The 19,600-nt window shown below is 57.5% G+C and carries 16 protein-coding genes, 4 tRNA genes and 1 other RNA gene; 20 read left to right on the forward strand and 1 reads right to left on the reverse strand.

Going from position 1 to position 19,600, the window contains the following annotated elements:
* On the reverse strand, nt 1-1,287 hold the full coding sequence (rhlB, locus tag AC6BYQ_RS14300) for an ATP-dependent RNA helicase RhlB (RefSeq protein ID WP_025160400.1): 1,287 nt from the start codon (nt 1,285-1,287) through the stop codon (nt 1-3).
* 131 nt (nt 1,288-1,418) lie between these two features.
* On the opposite strand from rhlB, the gene trxA reads away from it, so the two are divergent.
* From trxA to AC6BYQ_RS14400, 20 genes are all read left to right on the forward strand, one after another.
* Nucleotides 1,419-1,745: a thioredoxin TrxA gene (trxA, locus tag AC6BYQ_RS14305; protein ID WP_004934187.1), complete on the forward strand. Its 327-nt coding sequence runs from the start codon at nt 1,419-1,421 to the stop codon at nt 1,743-1,745.
* Nucleotides 1,746-2,144: 399 nt separating this feature from the next.
* Nucleotides 2,145-3,404: a transcription termination factor Rho gene (rho, locus tag AC6BYQ_RS14310; RefSeq protein WP_004934188.1), complete on the forward strand. Its 1,260-nt coding sequence runs from the start codon at nt 2,145-2,147 to the stop codon at nt 3,402-3,404.
* A gap of 296 nt (nt 3,405-3,700) precedes the next feature.
* Nucleotides 3,701-4,798 carry a UDP-N-acetylglucosamine--undecaprenyl-phosphate N-acetylglucosaminephosphotransferase gene (gene wecA, locus AC6BYQ_RS14315; protein ID WP_004934192.1) on the forward strand — a complete coding sequence of 366 codons (1,098 nt, stop codon included), beginning with the start codon at nt 3,701-3,703 and terminating at the stop codon, nt 4,796-4,798.
* Between the two features lie 20 nt (nt 4,799-4,818).
* A complete protein-coding gene (wzzE, locus tag AC6BYQ_RS14320) occupies nt 4,819-5,871 on the forward strand; it encodes an ECA polysaccharide chain length modulation protein (RefSeq protein WP_498057100.1) in 1,053 nt (350 codons plus the stop codon).
* Nucleotides 5,872-5,957: 86 nt separating this feature from the next.
* Nucleotides 5,958-7,088: a non-hydrolyzing UDP-N-acetylglucosamine 2-epimerase gene (wecB, locus tag AC6BYQ_RS14325; protein ID WP_025160397.1), complete on the forward strand. Its 1,131-nt coding sequence runs from the start codon at nt 5,958-5,960 to the stop codon at nt 7,086-7,088.
* The gene (gene wecC, locus AC6BYQ_RS14330; protein ID WP_019452560.1) at nt 7,085-8,347 is read left to right on the forward strand and encodes a UDP-N-acetyl-D-mannosamine dehydrogenase; all 1,263 of its coding nucleotides are present in this window, start codon (nt 7,085-7,087) and stop codon (nt 8,345-8,347) included. Before wecB ends, wecC begins: the two co-directional genes overlap by 4 nt.
* A complete protein-coding gene (rffG, locus tag AC6BYQ_RS14335) occupies nt 8,344-9,411 on the forward strand; it encodes a dTDP-glucose 4,6-dehydratase (protein ID WP_019452559.1) in 1,068 nt (355 codons plus the stop codon). The genes wecC and rffG overlap by 4 nt, the downstream gene beginning before the upstream one ends.
* Nucleotides 9,412-9,459: 48 nt before the next feature.
* The gene (gene rfbA / locus AC6BYQ_RS14340) at nt 9,460-10,341 is read left to right on the forward strand and encodes a glucose-1-phosphate thymidylyltransferase RfbA (RefSeq protein ID WP_019452558.1); all 882 of its coding nucleotides are present in this window, start codon (nt 9,460-9,462) and stop codon (nt 10,339-10,341) included.
* Nucleotides 10,319-11,050, forward strand: a complete 732-nt coding sequence (gene rffC / locus AC6BYQ_RS14345) for a dTDP-4-amino-4,6-dideoxy-D-galactose acyltransferase (RefSeq protein WP_498057081.1) — start codon at nt 10,319-10,321, stop codon at nt 11,048-11,050. Before rfbA ends, rffC begins: the two co-directional genes overlap by 23 nt.
* Nucleotides 11,037-12,167: a dTDP-4-amino-4,6-dideoxygalactose transaminase gene (rffA, locus tag AC6BYQ_RS14350; RefSeq protein ID WP_198636730.1), complete on the forward strand. Its 1,131-nt coding sequence runs from the start codon at nt 11,037-11,039 to the stop codon at nt 12,165-12,167. The genes rffC and rffA overlap by 14 nt, the downstream gene beginning before the upstream one ends.
* Nucleotide 12,168: 1 nt before the next feature.
* Nucleotides 12,169-13,419 carry a lipid III flippase WzxE gene (wzxE, locus tag AC6BYQ_RS14355; protein WP_198636729.1) on the forward strand — a complete coding sequence of 417 codons (1,251 nt, stop codon included), beginning with the start codon at nt 12,169-12,171 and terminating at the stop codon, nt 13,417-13,419.
* Nucleotides 13,416-14,501 carry a TDP-N-acetylfucosamine:lipid II N-acetylfucosaminyltransferase gene (locus tag AC6BYQ_RS14360; protein WP_498057082.1) on the forward strand — a complete coding sequence of 362 codons (1,086 nt, stop codon included), beginning with the start codon at nt 13,416-13,418 and terminating at the stop codon, nt 14,499-14,501. Before wzxE ends, AC6BYQ_RS14360 begins: the two co-directional genes overlap by 4 nt.
* Complete coding sequence (wzyE, locus tag AC6BYQ_RS14365) at nt 14,498-15,865, forward strand: ECA oligosaccharide polymerase (protein WP_063918210.1); 1,368 nt, start codon at nt 14,498-14,500, stop codon at nt 15,863-15,865. Before AC6BYQ_RS14360 ends, wzyE begins: the two co-directional genes overlap by 4 nt.
* 14 nt (nt 15,866-15,879) lie before the next feature.
* On the forward strand, nt 15,880-16,620 hold the full coding sequence (wecG, locus tag AC6BYQ_RS14370; RefSeq protein ID WP_435981633.1) for a lipopolysaccharide N-acetylmannosaminouronosyltransferase: 741 nt from the start codon (nt 15,880-15,882) through the stop codon (nt 16,618-16,620).
* 364 nt (nt 16,621-16,984) lie between these two features.
* A complete protein-coding gene (thrP, locus tag AC6BYQ_RS14375; RefSeq protein ID WP_019452551.1) occupies nt 16,985-18,388 on the forward strand; it encodes a bifunctional threonine/serine APC transporter ThrP in 1,404 nt (467 codons plus the stop codon).
* A gap of 135 nt (nt 18,389-18,523) precedes the next feature.
* Nucleotides 18,524-18,600: transfer RNA gene (locus AC6BYQ_RS14380), tRNA-Arg, on the forward strand.
* Between the two features lie 60 nt (nt 18,601-18,660).
* Nucleotides 18,661-18,736, forward strand: a tRNA-His gene (locus tag AC6BYQ_RS14385).
* 41 nt (nt 18,737-18,777) lie between these two features.
* Nucleotides 18,778-18,864: transfer RNA gene (locus AC6BYQ_RS14390), tRNA-Leu, on the forward strand.
* Nucleotides 18,865-18,938: 74 nt separating this feature from the next.
* A tRNA-Pro gene (locus AC6BYQ_RS14395) sits at nt 18,939-19,015 on the forward strand.
* Nucleotides 19,016-19,047: 32 nt separating this feature from the next.
* Nucleotides 19,048-19,176: non-coding RNA, RtT sRNA (locus AC6BYQ_RS14400), on the forward strand.
* Nucleotides 19,177-19,600 lie beyond the last annotated feature (424 nt).

The following is a 19,600-nucleotide window of genomic DNA, read 5'->3' on the forward strand; positions in this document are numbered from 1 at the left end:
TCAGCTCGAACGTTTACGGTTGTTGCGCGGCGCGCCGCCGCGACGAGGCGCGGAGTTGCGACGTGGGCCGTTGCCGCCGCGCGGACGCGACAGGCGCTTCGGCGCCGGCAGATCGGTCAGCAGCGCATCGCTGTTGTACTTGCTCACCGGAATGCTGTGGTCGATATAGGTCTCGATCGCCGGCAGGTTGAGCGCGTACTCTTCACAAGCCAGACTGATGGAGTGACCGCTGGCGCCTGCGCGGCCGGTACGGCCGATGCGGTGCACGTAGTCTTCGCAGTCGTCAGGCAGATCGTAGTTGAAAACGTGCGTGACGGCAGGGATGTGCAGGCCGCGCGCGGCGACGTCGGTGGCGACCAGGATATCGAGGTTGCCCTTGGTGAAGTCGTCGAGGATGCGCAGGCGTTTTTTCTGCGCCACGTCACCGGTCAGCAGGCCGACGCGGTGACCGTCGGCGGCCAGGTGACCCCAGATGTCTTCGCAGCGGTGCTTGGTGTTGGCGAAGATGATAGCGCGATCCGGCCACTCTTCTTCGATCAGCGTCTGCAGCAGACGCATTTTTTCTTCGTTGGACGGGTAGAACAGCTCTTCTTTAATGCGGTGGCCGGTTTTCTGTTCCGGTTCCACTTCAACATATTCGGCGTTGTTCATCTGCTCGAAGGCCAGCTCGCGTACGCGATAGGACAGGGTGGCGGAGAACAGCATGTTCAGGCGTTGATCGGCCGCAGGCATGCGACGGAACAGCCAACGGATGTCTTTGATAAAGCCCAGATCGTACATGCGATCGGCTTCATCCAGCACGACAACCTGCATCGCGCCGAGATCGACATAGTTCTGTTTGGTGTAATCGATTAAACGGCCGGTGGTGCCAATCAGAATATCCACGCCGCTTTCCAGCACTTTCAGCTGTTTGTCGTAGCCGTCGCCGCCGTAGGCCAGGCCCAGTTTCAGGCCGGTGGTCTGGGAGAGAGCTTCCGCATCGGAGTGGATTTGCACCGCCAGTTCACGCGTAGGCGCCATGATCAAGGCGCGCGGCTGATTGGTCTGGCGATCCTGTTTCGCCGGGTGAGTCAGCAAATAGTGAAAAGTAGACGCCAAAAACGCCAGCGTCTTTCCGGTACCGGTTTGCGCCTGACCTGCAACGTCACGCCCGGAGAGCGTGAGCGGCAATGCTAACGCCTGGATGGGCGTGCAATTGTGAAACCCTTTTTTCTCAAGGGCTTCAAGGACTAACGGGTGCAGGGCGAAGTCGGAAAACTTCTGTTCGGTCAAGTGTGTTTTGCTCATAGTGTGGTAGAATATCAGCTAACTATTGCTTTACGAAAGCACATCCGTTGAAATAAACGCGGTGCAATAAAATCACCTTGAGTTGGTTAATGCTACACCAACAAGGTAGACATAATCCTGTGGAGTAGAACATGAGCGATAAAATTATTCACCTGACTGACAGCAGCTTCGAAGCCGATGTGCTGAAAGCGGAAGGGCCGATCCTGGTCGATTTCTGGGCTGAATGGTGTGGGCCGTGCAAGATGATTGCTCCGATTCTGGATGAGATTGCCGAAGAGTTCGAAGGCAAGCTGACCATCACCAAGCTGAATATCGATCAGAACCCGGCTACCGCGCCTAAGTACGGTATCCGTGGCATCCCTACGCTGTTGCTGTTCAAGAACGGTGAAGTGGCCGCGACCAAGGTGGGCGCGTTGTCCAAAGGTCAGCTCAAAGATTTCCTGAACGCGAATCTGTAATCGGGCGGGAAGCCCCATATCAGGCGGCTGGCGGTGATGTTCAATTCACCGCTAGACGCCTGCCAAGAAGCGTGTTAAGTTTAACCACACTGCATATAGAACTTGCCCGAAGTTTTAAATCTAAAGAGTTTGAATCTAAAGCTATACTCTGTGTTGAACCACTGGCGTTGAAAGTAAACTGAACTCAGCCCGTGTTTTGGCAATCAAACGGTTTTGCAAAATCATTTTTAAGGTACCTTCGATCTTCAACCGTCAATGCGTACGCCCGATGTAAGCCATTTCTTACCGCGACGGCTCTGCGCCCGGTGATCGAACGTCCAGTAGACAGGCACGCATTTCGCTGCCATACCATTCACGATACAAGTTCGAGACATACCCCGAGTTTAAGAACCCACCATTATGAATCTTACCGAATTAAAGAATACGCCGGTTTCTGAGCTGATTACTCTCGGCGAAAATATGGGGCTGGAAAACCTTGCCCGCATGCGCAAGCAGGACATTATCTTCTCCATTCTGAAGCAACATGCGAAAAGCGGAGAAGATATCTTCGGCGACGGCGTGCTCGAGATATTGCAGGATGGATTCGGTTTCCTCCGCTCTGGAGACAGTTCCTACCTCGCCGGTCCCGACGACATCTACGTATCCCCTAGCCAAATCCGCCGTTTCAACCTCCGCACAGGTGACACCATTTCCGGTAAGATTCGTCCGCCAAAAGAAGGCGAGCGCTATTTTGCCCTGTTGAAAGTCAACGAAGTCAACTACGACAAGCCGGAAAACGCCCGCAGCAAGATCCTGTTCGAGAACTTGACGCCGCTGCACGCCAATTCACGTCTGCGGATGGAGCGCGGCAACGGCTCGACCGAAGACCTGACGGCGCGCGTACTGGATCTGGCGGCGCCGATTGGCCGCGGCCAACGTGGCCTGATCGTGGCACCGCCGAAAGCCGGTAAAACCATGCTGCTGCAGAACATCGCACAGAGCATCGCCTACAACCACCCAGACTGCGTGCTGATGGTGCTGCTGATCGACGAGCGTCCGGAAGAAGTGACCGAGATGCAGCGTCTGGTGAAAGGCGAAGTGATCGCCTCGACCTTCGACGAGCCGGCTTCGCGTCACGTGCAAGTGGCCGAAATGGTGATCGAGAAGGCCAAGCGCCTGGTTGAACACAAGAAAGACGTTATCATTCTGCTCGACTCCATCACCCGTCTGGCGCGCGCCTACAACACCGTGGTACCGGCCTCCGGCAAGGTGCTGACCGGTGGTGTGGACGCCAACGCCCTGCACCGTCCGAAGCGTTTCTTCGGTGCGGCGCGTAACGTGGAAGAGGGCGGCAGCCTGACCATCATCGCGACTGCGCTGGTTGATACCGGTTCGAAGATGGATGAAGTGATCTACGAAGAATTTAAAGGCACCGGCAACATGGAATTGCACCTGGCGCGTAAAATCGCCGAGAAACGCGTATTCCCTGCGATCGACTACAACCGTTCCGGTACCCGTAAAGAAGAGCTGCTCACCACCTCCGAAGAGCTGCAAAAAATGTGGATCCTGCGCAAAATCATTCACCCGATGGGTGAGATTGACGCGATGGAGTTCCTCATTAATAAGTTGGCGATGACCAAAACCAACGATGAATTCTTCGATATGATGAAACGCTCATAATTCGTTAAAAAATTCGCTGAACGCCACGCCTAGTCGTGGCGTTTTTCGCTTTTGGCGGATACGATAAGTAGCAGTAATGGAAAAGTAAGTTGTTTCCTCGACTTATTGAGAATTCATCTTGTTTGTCGGTCGGTTTTGCGCCGATCGGCTTTGCTGCTGTCATTTTGTCAGCCGAAGCGAAGAAAATAGGCATGAATCACCGTTGTCATAGGAAATGACCGAAAGGTGGCGGGGGCCGATGGCACAAGCTATTGCCCGTGGTAAGCTGCCTTATCTTCTACAGAGATCTGTTAACTGTGAACTTACTCACTATGAGTACTGAAATTCTATTTGTTTTCCTGTTTTCTTTGGCTTTTCTCTTTGTTGCCCGCAAGGCGGCAAAACGTATTGGTCTGGTAGATAAACCCAATTATCGCAAACGCCATCAGGGGCTGATTCCGCTGGTCGGCGGTATTTCCGTTTATGCCGGGTTGTGCTTCGCGTTTTGGATTTCCGAACAACCTATCGCGCACGCCAAGCTTTATCTTACCTGCGCCGGCATTCTGGTGTTTGTGGGGGCGCTCGACGATCGTTTCGACATCAGCGTTAAAATTCGCGCCCTGGTGCAGGCGTTGGTCGGCATTGCCATGATGGTCTTCGCCGGGCTGTACCTGCGTAGCTTCGGCCATGTGCTGGGCGACTGGGAGATGCTGCTGGGGCCGTTCGGTTATCTGGTGACGCTGTTCGCGGTCTGGGCGGCGATCAACGCCTTCAACATGGTTGACGGCATCGATGGCCTGCTGGGAGGGCTGTCGTGTGTCTCCTTCGGCGCGCTGGGCCTGTTGCTGTACCTGAGCGGCCATCATGAGCTGGCGTTCTGGTGTTTCGCGATGATCGCCACCATCGTTCCCTATATTTTGCTCAACCTCGGTATCCTCGGCCGCCGCTATAAGGTGTTCATGGGGGACGCCGGCAGTACCCTGATCGGCTTTACCGCCATTTGGCTGCTGCTGCAAAGCTCGCAGGGGAAGGCACACTCGATTAACCCGGTGACCGCGCTGTGGATCATCGCTATTCCGCTGATGGACATGATAGCAATCATGTATCGTCGTTTACGCAAGGGGATGAGCCCCTTCTCTCCCGATCGTCAACATATTCACCACTTGATCATGCGCGCCGGCTTTACGCCGCGACAGGCTTTCGTGTTGATCACCCTGGCGGCCGCATTGCTGGCGGCGGTTGGCGTGATCGGCGAACGCCTGACTTTTATCCCAGAGTGGGTTATGTTGGCATTATTCTTGCTTGCTTTCTTCCTGTACGGCTACTGCATCAAGCGCGCCTGGCGGGTTGCGCGGTACATTAAGCGTATCAAGCGCCGCTTGCGGCGTTCGAGCGATAACAAGCAAGTATCTTAACCAGAGGCTTTTTGGCTGTGATGAATCCAGAAACAACGTCTGACAAGCATACCCCGGCGGTGGATAACGAACTCGATATCCGCGGCCTGTGCTGCACCCTGTGGCGCGGCAAACCGTGGATTATCGGCATTGCGGTGCTGTTCGCGGCGGTCGCGCTGATCGTCTCTTACCTGGTTAAGCAAGAGTGGAGCGCCACCGCAATCACGGACAGACCTACGGTGAATGCGCTGGGCGGTTACTACTCGCAGCAGCAGTTCCTGCGTAATCTGGACGTGCGTACGTTGCCGGCGACGGCCGGCGATCAGCCGAGCATCGCGGACGAAGCATACAATGAGTTCATCATGCAGCTGGCGGCTTATGATACGCGTCGCGATTTCTGGCTGCAGAGCGATTACTACAAGCAGCGTCAGGAAGGGGATGCCCGCGCCGATGCGGCATTGCTCGACGAGCTGATCAACAACATCCTGTTCACGCCGCGCGACGACAAGAAAGTACCGAACGACGGCGTGAAGCTGACGGCGGAAACCGCTGCGGACGCCAACCGCCTGCTGCGCCAATACGTGGCCTTCGCCAGCCATCGCGCGGCCCTGCACCTGAACGAAGAAATTCAGGGCGCCTGGACCGCTCGCACCACCTCGATGAAGGCGCAGGTCAAGCGCCAGGAGGCGGTGGCAGAGTCGGTTTACAAGCGTGAGCTGAACACCACGCAGCAGGCGCTGAAAATCGCCGAGAGCCAGGGGATCAGCCGTACACAAACCGACACCCCGGCCGAACAACTGCCGGATTCGGATCTGTTCCTGCTGGGCCGGCCAATGCTGCAGGCGCGTCTGGAAGGCCTGCAGGCTTCCGGCCCGACCTACGATCTGGATTACGATCAGAACCGCGCGATGCTGGCGACGCTGAACGTTGGCCCGACGTTGGATGAGAAGTTCCAGACCTATCGCTATTTACGTACGCCGGAAGAGCCGGTAAAACGCGACAGCCCACGCCGGGTCTTCTGGCTGATTCTGTGGGGCGCGATGGGCGCTTTGGTTGGCGCGGGTGTTGCCTTGGCGCGTCGGCCGCGTAGTTAAAAAATAATATAATAATCTGATGCAGGGCGCGTGAGCGCCCCATTCGCAGGCGGGGCCTGCGATTAACCGACCAAAAGAGATTCGCTGTGAAAGTGTTGACTGTTTTCGGCACCAGGCCTGAAGCCATTAAGATGGCGCCGCTGGTACATGCACTGGCCCAGGACGAGGCCTTTGACGCAAGAGTCTGCGTAACGGCACAGCATCGAGAGATGTTGGATCAGGTTTTGCGGTTGTTTGAGATCACGCCGGATTACGACCTGAACATCATGAAACCCGGCCAGGGGCTAACGGAGATCACCTGCCGTATTCTGGAAGGGTTGAAAGGGGTGCTGGAAGATTTCAAACCGGACGTGGTGCTGGTGCACGGCGATACCACCACCACGCTGGCGACCAGCCTGGCGGCGTTCTATCAACGCATCCCTGTCGGGCATGTCGAGGCCGGCCTGCGCACCGGAAATCTGTATTCTCCCTGGCCGGAAGAGGCCAACCGCAAACTGACCGGCCATTTGGCGATGTACCATTTCGCGCCAACCGAGAACTCACGCCAAAATCTGTTGCGCGAGCTGCTGCCTGACAACCGCATTTTCGTGACCGGCAATACGGTGATCGACGCGCTGTTCTGGGTGCGCGATCGCGTGATGAGCGATGCCGCATTGCGGGCTAGCCTGGCGCAGCGTTACCCGTTCCTCGACGCTGACAAGAAACTGATTCTGGTCACCGGCCATCGCCGCGAAAGCTTTGGCGGCGGCTTTGAGCGAATTTGCAGCGCGCTGGCGGAGATCGCCCGCAACCACCCGGAAGTGCAGGTGGTGTATCCGGTGCATCTCAACCCGAACGTCAGCGAACCGGTGAATCGCATTTTGAAAGGCATCGACAACGTCATGCTGATCGAACCACAGGACTATCTGCCGTTTGTCTATCTGATGACTCACGCTTACATGATCCTCACCGATTCGGGCGGCATTCAGGAAGAAGCGCCGTCGTTAGGCAAACCGGTGCTGGTAATGCGCGACACCACCGAACGCCCGGAAGCGATAGATGCGGGCACGGTGCGTTTGGTCGGCACTGACGTGGCCAAAATTGTTGAAGCGGTGACCCGGCTGTTGACGGACGAAAGCGAATATCACGCGATGAGCCGGGCGCACAACCCATACGGTGACGGTCATGCCTGTCAGCGTATCCTCGAAGCTTTAAAGAATCATCAGGTGGCACTATGAGTTTTGACACTATTTCGGTTATCGGCCTGGGTTATATCGGCTTGCCAACGGCGGCGGCGTTTGCCTCCCGCAAGAAAAAAGTGGTGGGCGTAGATGTTAACCAACATGCGGTAGATACCATTAACCGCGGTGCGATCCACATCGTCGAACCGGATCTGGACAAAGTGGTCAAGGAGGCTGTCGACGGCGGTTTCCTGCAGGCGGTAACCAAACCGCTGGCGGCCGATGCGTTCCTGATCGCGGTGCCTACGCCGTTCAAAGGCGACCATGAGCCGGATCTGGCCTTTGTTGAAGCGGCGGCGAAATCGCTGGCGCCGGTGCTGAAAAAGGGCGATCTGGTGATCCTTGAGTCCACTTCGCCGGTGGGCGCCACCGAACAGATGGCGGCATGGTTGGCGCAGGCGCGCAGCGATCTGAGCTTCCCGCAGCAGGCGGGCGAAGCGGCGGACGTGAATATCGCCTACTGCCCGGAGCGCGTGTTGCCGGGGCAGGTGATGGTGGAACTGATTCAAAACGACCGCGTGATCGGCGGCATGACGCCGAAGTGTTCGGCGCGCGCCAGCGAGCTGTACAAGATTTTCCTCGAGGGGGAATGCGTGGTTACCAACTCGCGCACCGCCGAGATGTGCAAGCTGACGGAAAACAGCTTCCGCGACGTGAACATCGCCTTTGCTAACGAACTGTCGTTGATCTGCGCCGAACAGGGGATCAACGTCTGGGAACTGATTCGCCTGGCGAATCGTCACCCGCGGGTGAATATTCTGCAGCCGGGGCCAGGCGTCGGCGGCCACTGCATCGCCGTCGATCCGTGGTTTATCGTGGCGCAGAACCCACAGCAGGCGCGCTTGATCCACACCGCGCGTCTGGTGAACGACGGCAAACCGCTGTGGGTGGTCGATCGGGTGAAAGCGGCGGTGGCCGATTGTCTGGCCGCCACCGACAAGCGTGCGTCTGAGGTGAAAATCGCCTGCTTCGGCCTGGCCTTCAAGCCGAATATTGACGATCTGCGTGAAAGCCCGGCGGTAGAAGTCGCGCACCTGATCGCCGAATGGCACGTTGGCGAAACGCTGGCGGTGGAACCGAACGTCGAACAGCTGCCGAAGTCACTGGCGGGCCATGTGACGTTAACGCCAATCGCCGAGGCGTTGCAGCAGGCGGATGTGATCGTGATGTTGGTCGATCACCAGCAGTTCAAGGCCATCCGGCCGGAAGAGATCAAGCAAAGTTGGGTAGTGGATACCAAGGGAGTCTGGCGTTGAAGCGTATCTTGGTGACTGGTGGCGCCGGATTCATCGGCTCTGCGGTCGTGCGGCATATCATCGAGGCCACTGGCGATAGTGTGGTGGTGGTGGATAAGCTGACCTATGCCGGTAACCTCGAGTCGCTGGCGGTGGTGGCTGAGAGCGATCGCTATGCTTTCGAGCAGGCCGACATCTGCGATCGCGCCGAGATGGATCGGGTGTTCGCCCAGTATCAGCCGGACGTGGTGATGCACCTGGCGGCGGAAAGCCACGTCGATCGCTCTATCGACGGCCCGGCGGCATTTATCGAGACTAACGTGGTCGGCACTTACACCCTGCTGGAAGCGGCGCGTCACTACTGGCAGCCGCTGGCGGCGGAGAAGAAACTGGCCTTCCGCTTCCATCATATCTCCACCGACGAAGTGTACGGGGATCTGCACGGCACCGACGATCTGTTCACCGAAACCACGCCGTATGCGCCGAGCAGCCCGTATTCCGCTTCCAAAGCGTCGAGCGATCATCTGGTGCGCGCCTGGCTGCGCACCTATGGCCTGCCGACCCTTGTGACCAACTGTTCGAACAACTATGGCCCTTATCACTTCCCGGAGAAGCTGATCCCGCTGGTGATCCTGAATGCGGTAGCCGGCAAACCGCTGCCGGTATACGGCAACGGCGCGCAGGTGCGTGACTGGCTGTATGTCGAAGATCACGCGCGCGCACTCTATCAGGTCGTGACCGAAGGCGTAGTTGGCGAAACTTACAATATTGGCGGCCATAACGAGCGCAAGAATATCGAAGTGGTGCAGACCATTTGCGATCTGTTGGAAGAGCTTGCGCCGAACAAACCGCAAGGCGTGGCGAACTACCGCGATCTGATCACTTACGTCAAGGATCGCCCGGGACACGATATGCGCTACGCCATCGACGCCGGCAAAATCGATCGTGAATTGGGCTGGCGGCCGCAGGAAACGTTCGAAAGCGGCCTTCGCAAAACCGTGGTTTGGTACCTGAACAACGAAACCTGGTGGCGCCGGGTGCAAGACGGTTCTTATGCCGGCGAGCGTTTAGGGCTGTCAGATTAATTTAACGCCGCGCCGCTTTGGGGCGGTACGGCGGGCTTTGGAGTGAGTATGAAAGGCATTATTCTGGCCGGCGGTTCCGGTACGCGTCTGCATCCGATTACTCGTGGCGTGTCCAAGCAACTGCTGCCGATCTATGACAAACCGATGATCTATTATCCGCTGTCGGTGCTGATGCTGGCAGGGATCAAAGATATTCTGATTATCTCCACGCCGGAAGATCTGCCTTCATTCAAGAGGCTCTTGGGCAGCGGCGAAGAGTTCGGCATCAATCTCAGCTATGCCGAACAGCCGAGTCCCGAAGGCTTGGCCCAGGCATTTCTGATCGGTGAAGAATTTCTGGCCGGTGAGCCAAGCTGTTTGGTGTTGGGCGACAATATTTACTTTGGCCAGGGGTTTAGCCCCAAACTGAGAAGCGTTGCGGCGCGCACTACCGGCGCGACCGTATTCGGTTATCAGGTGATGGATCCCGAGCGCTTTGGCGTGGTGGAATTTGACGACCGCTTCCGTGCGCTGTCGATCGAAGAGAAACCGGTTAAACCGAAGTCTAACTGGGCGGTGACCGGCCTGTATTTCTACGATAGCCAAGTGGTGGAGTTCGCCAAGCAGGTGAAGCCTTCTGAGCGTGGCGAGCTGGAAATTACCAGCATTAACCAGATGTATCTGGAACGCGGAGAGCTGACCGTCGAGCTGTTGGGGCGCGGTTTTGCCTGGCTGGACACCGGCACGCACGACAGCCTGCTGGAAGCCAGCAGCTTCGTGCAGACGGTCGAGAAACGCCAGGGCTTTAAAATCGCCTGTCTCGAGGAGATCGCCTGGCGTAATGGCTGGCTGGATGATGACGGCGTGAAGCGCGCGGCTCAGACGCTGGCCAAAACCGGTTATGGCAAATACTTACTGGATTTATTGCATGCGCGTCCACGCCAGTATTGAACCGCTGCATTGGGAGAGCGACTTCTTCCAATTAGATAGCGCCAAGTTGCATTTCGATAGCTCGGTGGCAGCCGTGGCCGAGGCTGATTTGGATGCTTATACGTTGGTGCAGGCCAAAATCCCCGCGCAGCAATTGGCATTGGCGGATGGCCTGGCTGAGTTGGGATTCCGTTTGGTTGAAGGCGAGGTCGATCTGGTCCTGGCCCTCGAGGATGGACGAGCGAATGAATCCGGTGACGGCGCTGAGACTTCCCGTCTGGCGACTGAGGCCGATATTTCGGCATTGCGCGCTGCGGCGGCTCAGGCGTTCACCGTCAGCCGTTTTCGCGCGCCTTGGTATCAAGCTGATGACAGCGGCCGGTTTTATGCTTTGTGGATCGAAAAGGCCGTTTTAGGCACTTTCGATCATCAGTGCCTGTTGGCACTGGACGAACAGGGGCAACCAGAAGGCTTTGTCAGCCTGCGTGACATTGGCGGCCAGGACATGCGCATCGGGTTGCTGACGGCTTTCCCCGGCGCATCAGGCCGGGGCATTGGCACTCGGCTGATGGCGGCGGCGATCGCCGAGAGTCGGCGCCAGGGTATGCAGCGCCTGCGGGTCGCGACCCAGATAAGCAATATCGCCGCATTACGACTCTATCAACGACAGGGTGCCGTGATTGAAAGCACCGCGTATTGGTTTTACAGAGGTAGACATGATTCCATTTAACGCTCCACCGGTTGTTGGCACTGAACAGGAATATATGCAGGCTGCCATGAGCAGCGGCAAGTTGTGCGGCGACGGCGGCTTTACCCGTCGCTGCCAGCAGTGGATGGAGCAGCGTTTCGGCAGCGCGAAAGTATTGCTGACGCCTTCCTGCACCGCGTCGTTGGAAATGGCCGCCATTCTGCTGGATATTCAGCCGGGTGACGAAGTGATCATGCCGAGCTTTACCTTCGTGTCCACTGCCAACGCCTTTGTGTTGCGCGGCGCCAAAGTGGTGTTCGTCGACCTGCGTCCAGACACCATGAACATCGACGAAACCAAAATCGAAGCGGCGATCACCGATAAAACCCGCGCGATTGTGCCGGTACACTACGCCGGTGTCGCCTGCGAGATGGATACCATCATGGCGCTGGCGAAGAAATATAACCTGTTCGTGGTGGAAGACGCCGCGCAGGGCGTGATGTCGACTTACAAAGGCAAGGCATTGGGCACCATCGGCCATATCGGCTGCTTCAGCTTCCATGAAACCAAAAACTATACCGCCGGCGGCGAAGGCGGTGCGACGCTGGTGAACGATCCGGCGCTGGTCGATCGGGCGGAAGTCATCCGCGAGAAAGGCACCAACCGCAGTCAGTTCTTCCGTGGGCAGGTCGACAAATACACCTGGCGCGACATCGGCTCCAGCTATCTGATGTCTGATCTGCAGGCCGCCTACCTGTGGGGCCAGTTGGAAGTGGCGGAACGCATCAATCAGCGCCGCCTGTCGCTGTGGCAGAAGTACTACGACAGTTTCCTGCCGTTGGCGCAGGCTGGCCGCATCGAGCTGCCGAGCGTGCCGGCAGATTGCAAGCACAATGCGCACATGTTCTATATCAAGCTGCGCGATATCGACGATCGCACCGCATTTATCGACTATTTGAAAGAAGCCGAGATCATGACGGTGTTCCACTATATCCCGCTGCATGAGTGCCCGGCCGGTGAACAGTTCGGCCGCTTTGCCGGTGAAGATCGCTATACCAGCCAGGAAAGCGCGCGTCTGGTGCGCTTGCCGCTGTTCTACAATATGTCCGATGTTAATCAGCGTACGGTTATCAATAGCATACTGAGTTTCTTCGCCTGATATGTCGTTGGCAAAAGCATCGATCTGGACCGCCGGCTCCACGCTGATCAAAATCGGCGTGGGGTTGTTGGTGGTGAAACTGCTGGCAGTGGCGTTTGGCCCCAGCGGGGTGGGGCAGGCAGGTAACTTCCGTCAGTTGATTACCGTGCTGGGCGTGCTGTCCGGAGCGGGCATTTTTAACGGCATCACCAAATACGTGGCGGAGTACCACCAGGATCCGCAGCGTCTGCGTCTGGCGGTCGGCACCGCGTCGAGCATCGTGCTGGGCTTTTCGACCTTGTTGGCGCTGGTGTTTCTGTTCGCCGCCGAGCCGATCAGCATAGGGCTGTTCGGGCATGCCGATTATGTCGGCGTGGTGCGCGCCGTGGCTTTCATTCAGATGGGTATCGCCTACGCCAACCTGTTTATGGCGGTGCTGAAAGGCTATCGCGATGCGATGGGTAATGCGCTGGCGGTGATAGGCGGCAGCCTGATCGGCGTGGTGGCTTACTATCTGTGTTTCAAGCTGGGCGGCTATGAAGGCGCGCTGGTGGGGCTGGCGCTTGTGCCGGCGTTGGTGGTGTTGCCGGCAGGGTTGATGTTGTGGCGGCGCAAAACGTTGCCGCTGCGCTATCTGGCGCCGCGCTGGGACAAACCGGTGGCCGGCAACCTCGGCAAATTCACCCTCATGGCGTTGATCACCTCGGTGACGTTGCCGGTGGCCTACGTGATGATGCGTAACCTGTTGGCCGCGCATTACGGTTGGGATGAGGTGGGGATCTGGCAGGGCGTCAGCAGCATTTCCGATGCCTATCTGCAGTTTATCACCGCCTCGTTTACCGTCTATCTGCTGCCGACGCTGTCGCGGCTGACGGACAAGGGCGCTATCTCGCGAGAGATCGTGCGCTCGCTGAAATTCGTGCTGCCGGCGGTAGCGGCGGCGAGCTTTACGGTGTGGTTGCTGCGCGATTTCGCCATTTGGCTGCTGTTCTCGGACAAATTCGTCGCCATGCGCGATCTGTTTGCCTGGCAGCTGGTGGGCGATGTGCTGAAAGTCGGAGCTTATGTGTTCGGCTATCTGGTGATCGCCAAAGCGTCGCTGCGCTTTTATATCCTGACAGAAGTCAGTCAGTTTCTGCTGCTGACGCTGTTCTCGCACTGGCTGATCCCGCTGCACGGCGCGCTGGGGGCGGCTCAGGCCTATATGGCAACCTACATCGTGTATTTCGCGCTCTGTAGCTGCGTGTTTCTTATTTATCGTAGACGAGTATGACCACACTGATTCACGTTCTGGGATCCGATATCCCGCATCATAACCAGACGGTGCTGCGCTTCTTCAACGACGTGCTGGCGCCGCGTTTGCCGGCTGAGCAGACGCGGCATTTTATGGTGGCGGCCAAGGATGTGGCGGCGTTGGGGGCGTTTCCGGCCCTTAATATTGAGCCTTACGCCGACAAGAAGAGTTTGGCGGCGGCGGTGATCGCCCGCGCCCAGTCCGATCGTGATGCGCGTTTCTTCCTGCATGGCCAATTTAACCCGGGGCTGTGGCTGGCACTGCTGAGCGGCAAGATCAAGGCGCGCCAGGTCAGTTGGCATATTTGGGGCGCCGATCTGTATGAAGACGCCACCAGCTGGAAATTCCGCCTGTTCTATCTGCTGCGGCGCATTGCGCAGGGGCGGGTGGGGAACGTGTTCGCCACTCGTGGCGACGTGATTCACTACCAGCAGCGCCATGTGCGGGTACCGGCCTCGCTGCTGTACTTCCCGACCCGCATGGACCCGGCGCTGACCGACGTTCACGTCGAAAAAAATCTGGCCGGGCCGATGACGATTCTGGTGGGCAATTCCGGCGATCGCAGCAATCGGCATATCGAAGCGCTGCAGGCGATTCATCAGCAGTTTGGTGCCGACGTGCGCGTGATCCTGCCGATGGGCTATCCGGCCAACAACGACGTCTACATCGAGCAGGTGCGCGCCGCCGGGGTACCGCTGTTCGGCGAGAAAAACCTGCAGCTGCTCACGCAGCAGGTGGCGTTTGAGGATTACCTCAATATTCTGCGCGCCTGCGATCTCGGCTATTTCATTTTCAATCGCCAGCAGGGGATCGGCACCCTGTGCCTGCTGATTCAGTTCGGCGTGCCTTTCGTGCTCAGCCGACAGAACCCGTTCTGGCAGGATCTGGCGGAACAGCACCTGCCGGTGTTGTTCTATGGCGATTCGCTGGACGAAGCGGTGGTGCGCGAAGCGCAGCGCCAGCTGGCGGCGGTGGATCAACAGGCGATCGCCTTCTTCAATCCGAACTATGTCGACGGCTGGCAGCAAGCCCTGGCGCTGGCGGCGGGAGAGCACTCATGACGTTGGCGCAATTCGGCGGCCTGTTCGTCGTCTATCTGGTCAGCCTGACGTTTATTCTGACGCTGACCTACCAGGAGTTTCGGCGCGTGCGCTTTAACTTCAACGTCTTCTTCTCGCTGCTGTATTTGCTGACGTTTTATTTCGGCTTCCCGCTGACCTGCCTGCTGGTGTTTCAGTTTGACGTCGAGGTGGTGCCGGTGGAGTTCCTGCTGTACGCCCTGCTGTCGGCGACGGCGTTTTACGCCATCTATTACGTCACTTACAAAACGCGGCTGCGCAAGCGGCGCGTTCAGCCGCGCGCGGCGCTGTTCACCATGAACCGGGTAGAGACTCATATGACCTGGGTGTTGCTGGCGCTGGTGGCGATCGGCACCGTGGGGATCTTCTTCATGCAGAACGGCTTCCTGCTGTTCAAGCTCAATTCCTACAGCCAGATCTTCTCCAGCGACGTGTCCGGCGTGGCGCTCAAGCGTTTCTTCTACTTCTTTATTCCGGCCATGCTGGTGGTCTATTTCCTGCGACAGGATCTGCGCGCCTGGTTCTTGTTCCTGGTGGCGACGGTGGCGTTCGGCATTCTGACCTATGTGATCGTCGGCGGCACCCGCGCCAATATCATCATCGCCTTCGCGCTGTTCCTGTTTATCGGCATCGTGCGCGGCTGGATCACGCTGTGGATGCTGGCGGCGGCGGGCATATTCGGCGTGGTCGGCATGTTCTGGCTGGCGTTGAAGCGCTACAGCCTGGATGTCAGTGGCGCGGAAGCGTTTTATACCTTCCTCTATCTGACTCGCGATACCTTCTCACCGTGGGAAAACCTGGCGCTGCTGCTGCAAAATTACGACAAGATCGACTTCCAGGGACTGGCGCCGATCGTGCGCGATTTCTATGTCTTTATCCCAACCTGGCTGTGGCCGGGCCGGCCGGACGTGGTGCTGAACTCGGCCAACTATTTCACCTGGGAAGTGCTGAACAACCACTCCGGGCTGGCGATTTCTCCGACGCTGATCGGTTCGCTGGTCGTGATGGGCGGCGCGCTGTTTATTCCGCTCGGTGCGATTCTGGTGGGCATGATCATCAAGTGGTTCGACTGGCTGTACGAGTTGGGCAAAACCGAACCGAACCGCTACAAGGCGGCTATCCTGCAAGGCTTCTGCTTCGGCGCGGTGTTCAACATGATCGTGCTGGCGCGCGAAGGGGTGGACTCCTTCGTGTCGCGCGTGGTGTTCTTCTGCATTATTTTCGGCGCCTGTCTGGTGCTGGCGAAGTTGCTGTATTGGCTGTTCGATACCGCCGGGTTGATCAAGGCCAGAGTGACGCGCGCTCGCGCGCCGGCGTCTCCGCCTCGGGCGAGCGGTCTTTTGTAAGGGTAATGAGAACGATGGAAGCAAAGATTTCGGTGCCGCAGTACGAGCTGCGCGGTTTCAGCCTGTGGGGCTTTCGCGATATGGCGCACTGCATGGACTTTTTGTTCGACGGCGGCCGGGTAAAGCAGGGCACGCTGGTAGCGATGAACGCGGAAAAGATCCTGAAGGCGGAAGAGGACCAGGCGCTGCATGCGTTGCTGGATGAGGCGGAGTACAAGTACGCCGATGGCATCAGCATGGTGCGTTCGATCCGCCGCAAATACCCGGCGGCGGAGGTTTCGCGCGTCGCGGGCGCCGATCTTTGGGAAGCCTTGATGCAGCGCGCCGGGCAGGAAGGCACGCCGGTCTTTCTGGTCGGCGGCAAGCCGGAAGTCCTGGTGGAAACCGAGCAGAAGCTGCGCAGCCAGTGGAATGTCAACCTGGTGGGCAGCCAGGACGGCTATTTCAAGCCGGAGCAGCGAGAGGCGCTGTTCGAGCGTATTCGCGCCAGCGGCGCCGCCATTGTGACGGTAGCGATGGGATCGCCGAAGCAGGAGATTCTGATGCGTGATTGCCGCAAGGTGCATCCACAGGCGCTGTACATGGGCGTAGGCGGCACCTATGACGTGTTTACCGGGCACGTGAAGCGTGCGCCCAAGGTCTGGCAGAACCTCGGCCTGGAGTGGCTCTACCGCCTGCTCAGCCAGCCCAGCCGCATCGGCCGGCAGTTGAAGCTGTTGAAGTTTGTCGGCTACTACTACCGCGGCAAGATGTAACCCCTCATTCGGGGCGGAAAGTGTTGTTCCGCCCCGGTCTGCTATACCAATAATCTGTTTTTGCCCATTTCTCCCGCATATCTATAACCCCCGGCCCTAAACGCCGCCGCATTTATTCCATAAAGTTTTAAATTGCGGTTTGCTTATAGCGGCGAAATGCGAAACGATACCGCCCGGAAATTATCCCTGGCCGCTGCGCCTGTTGCGCCAGCGCTGAACGATGTTCTTCTCACGGTAACTTCGCTCCGACTACCCGTTGATGCCAACCCGATCGGCAGGGGATGATTTATTCTTTTAATAATGACAATAACGACCGGCAGCGGCCGGCAGGCAAACACAACCCGAGAAAAATTATTGAGGATTTATGGCACACAAAGAGAAACCGCAAGGGCTACACCGGGGCCTTGAGGCCCGGCATATCGAGCTTATCGCTCTGGGGGGCACCATCGGTGTCGGCCTGTTTATGGGGTCGGCCAGTACGCTGAAGTGGGCGGGGCCATCGGTGCTGCTGGCTTACATCATCGCCGGGCTGTTCGTGTTCTTCATTATGCGTTCGATGGGGGAAATGCTGTTCCTCGAGCCGGTCGCCGGGTCGTTCGCCGTTTACGCGCATAAATACATGAATCCCTATTTCGGCTATCTGACCGCCTGGGGCTATTGGTTTATGTGGATCGCCGTCGGCATTTCGGAGATCACCGCCATTGGGGTGTATGTGCAGTTCTGGTTCCCCGAAATACCGCAGTGGGTGCCGGCGCTGATCGCCGTGGCGATGGTGGCGCTGGCCAACCTGGCGGCGGTGCGCCTGTACGGTGAGCTGGAGTTCTGGTTCGCCATGATCAAGGTCACCACCATCATCGTGATGATTCTGGTGGGGCTGGGGGTGATCTTCTTCGGTTTCGGCAACGGCGGTGAACCCGTTGGTTTCGCTAATCTGACGGCGCACGGCGGCTTCTTCGCCGGCGGCTGGAAAGGCTTCCTGTTTGCGCTGTGCATCGTAGTGGCGTCCTATCAGGGGGTAGAGCTGGTGGGCATCACCGCCGGGGAAGCCAAGAATCCTCAGGTGACGCTGAAACGCGCGATCAACAATATCCTGTGGCGTATCCTGATCTTCTATGTCGGCGCCATCTTCGTCATCGTTACCATCTTCCCGTGGAACGGCATCGGCACCACCGGTAGCCCGTTCGTACTGACCTTCGCCAAGATTGGCATCGTCGCCGCCGCCGGCATCATCAACTTCGTGGTGTTGACCGCCGCGCTCTCCGGCTGCAACAGCGGCATGTACAGCGGCGGCCGCATGCTGTACGCCCTGGCCAAGAACCGCCAGCTGCCAGCGGCGTTGACCAAGCTTTCCGCCAGCGGCGTGCCGGTCAACTGCATCGCCGTCACCATCGGCTGCCTGTTGGTGGGATCCGCGCTGAACTACATCATCCCTAATCCGGAGCAGGTGTTCGTCTACGTCTATAGCGCCAGCGTACTGCCGGGCATGGTGCCGTGGTTCGTGGTGCTGATTAGCCAACTCTATTTCCGCCGCGCCCACAAGGAAGCGATCAAAAACCACAGCTTCAAGTCGATCATGTTCCCGTATGTGAACTATCTGACCATCGCTTTTCTGGTGTGCGTGCTGGTCGGTATGGGAATCAACCCGGATACGCGGATTTCCCTGCTGGTCGGGGCGATTTTCTTAGCCGGCGTCAGCCTGTGCTACTTCGCTTTCGGCATGCACAAGAAACATCATCCGGCTGAAAATCGGGTAGAAACGCGCCAATAAACGGTGAAAAGGGGCTACGGAGTGCGCTTTTGTGCGTGGGAGTGAGCAAAGCGTAATCAAACGCAACATTTCTGCGAAAAAGCACTAGACAGAATTGGCGTAAATCCGTAGTATCCCCTCCCGCAACGGCGCTACGCGCCCGTAGCTCAGCTGGATAGAGCGCTGCCCTCCGGAGGCAGAGGTCTCAGGTTCGAATCCTGTCGGGCGCGCCATTAAGTTTGTGCGCAGGAGCTGCGGTGGTAATATTACCGCGTGAGTAAGAAGTAGTAATGGTGGCTATAGCTCAGTTGGTAGAGCCCTGGATTGTGATTCCAGTTGTCGTGGGTTCGAGTCCCATTAGCCACCCCACTTCCTAACGAAGTGAAGATTTAGCAGTATTTTGTGACAGTGCGAAGGTGGCGGAATTGGTAGACGCGCTAGCTTCAGGTGTTAGTGTTCTTACGGACGTGAGGGTTCAAGTCCCTCTCTTCGCACCACGCAAAATATCTGATAAATATAAGATTTATATGGACAATGGTCTGATAAATCGGGTAGTATAAGCAACATAAATCGGCGAGTAGCGCAGCTTGGTAGCGCAACTGGTTTGGGACCAGTGGGTCGGAGGTTCGAATCCTCTCTCGCCGACCACTTTCAAAGAAACCGACGCAAGTCGGTTTTTTTACGTCTGCAGTTTATGAGGATGAGTACCTCCGCAGGAGGTTCGCGCCTCGCGAAGTGAGACAACGTTGCTTCAGCAACGGCCCACAGGGCGCGCATCCAAGATGCACGTAATCCTCTCTCGCCGAACGCTTTCAAAGAAACCGACGCAAGTCGGTTTTTTTACGTCTGCAGTTTATGAGGCTCAGCATGGCGAGACGAACAATGAGCAGCCTGTGCAACCCTGTGCGGGTTTTTTGCCGGTCTGGAGTTGGCGCCTTGTTTATACCGGCAAGCCTGTTGGTTTTCAGCGACAGTATCGCCTGATGCTGTCGTCAGTTTGAGACAAATAATCAATTGATTTTAAACAACATAATCAGCTTTGGCTTAAGTCGTCGTTGCGAGGCGACATCTTCAGATCGGCCGTCGGTATGGAACGAAGGGTGCGGCACATGACGAGGAAGGCGGAGTTAAATAAAAAATAGATATATTTCAATGCATTGAATTCTATTTTTTATGGGTGGTCGCTTAAATCTAAAAGTTGGCACGGCAAGTGCAATATCTACAGCGTAGATG

The sequence above is a fragment of the Serratia sp. LTN-2 genome, from assembly GCF_059740205.1.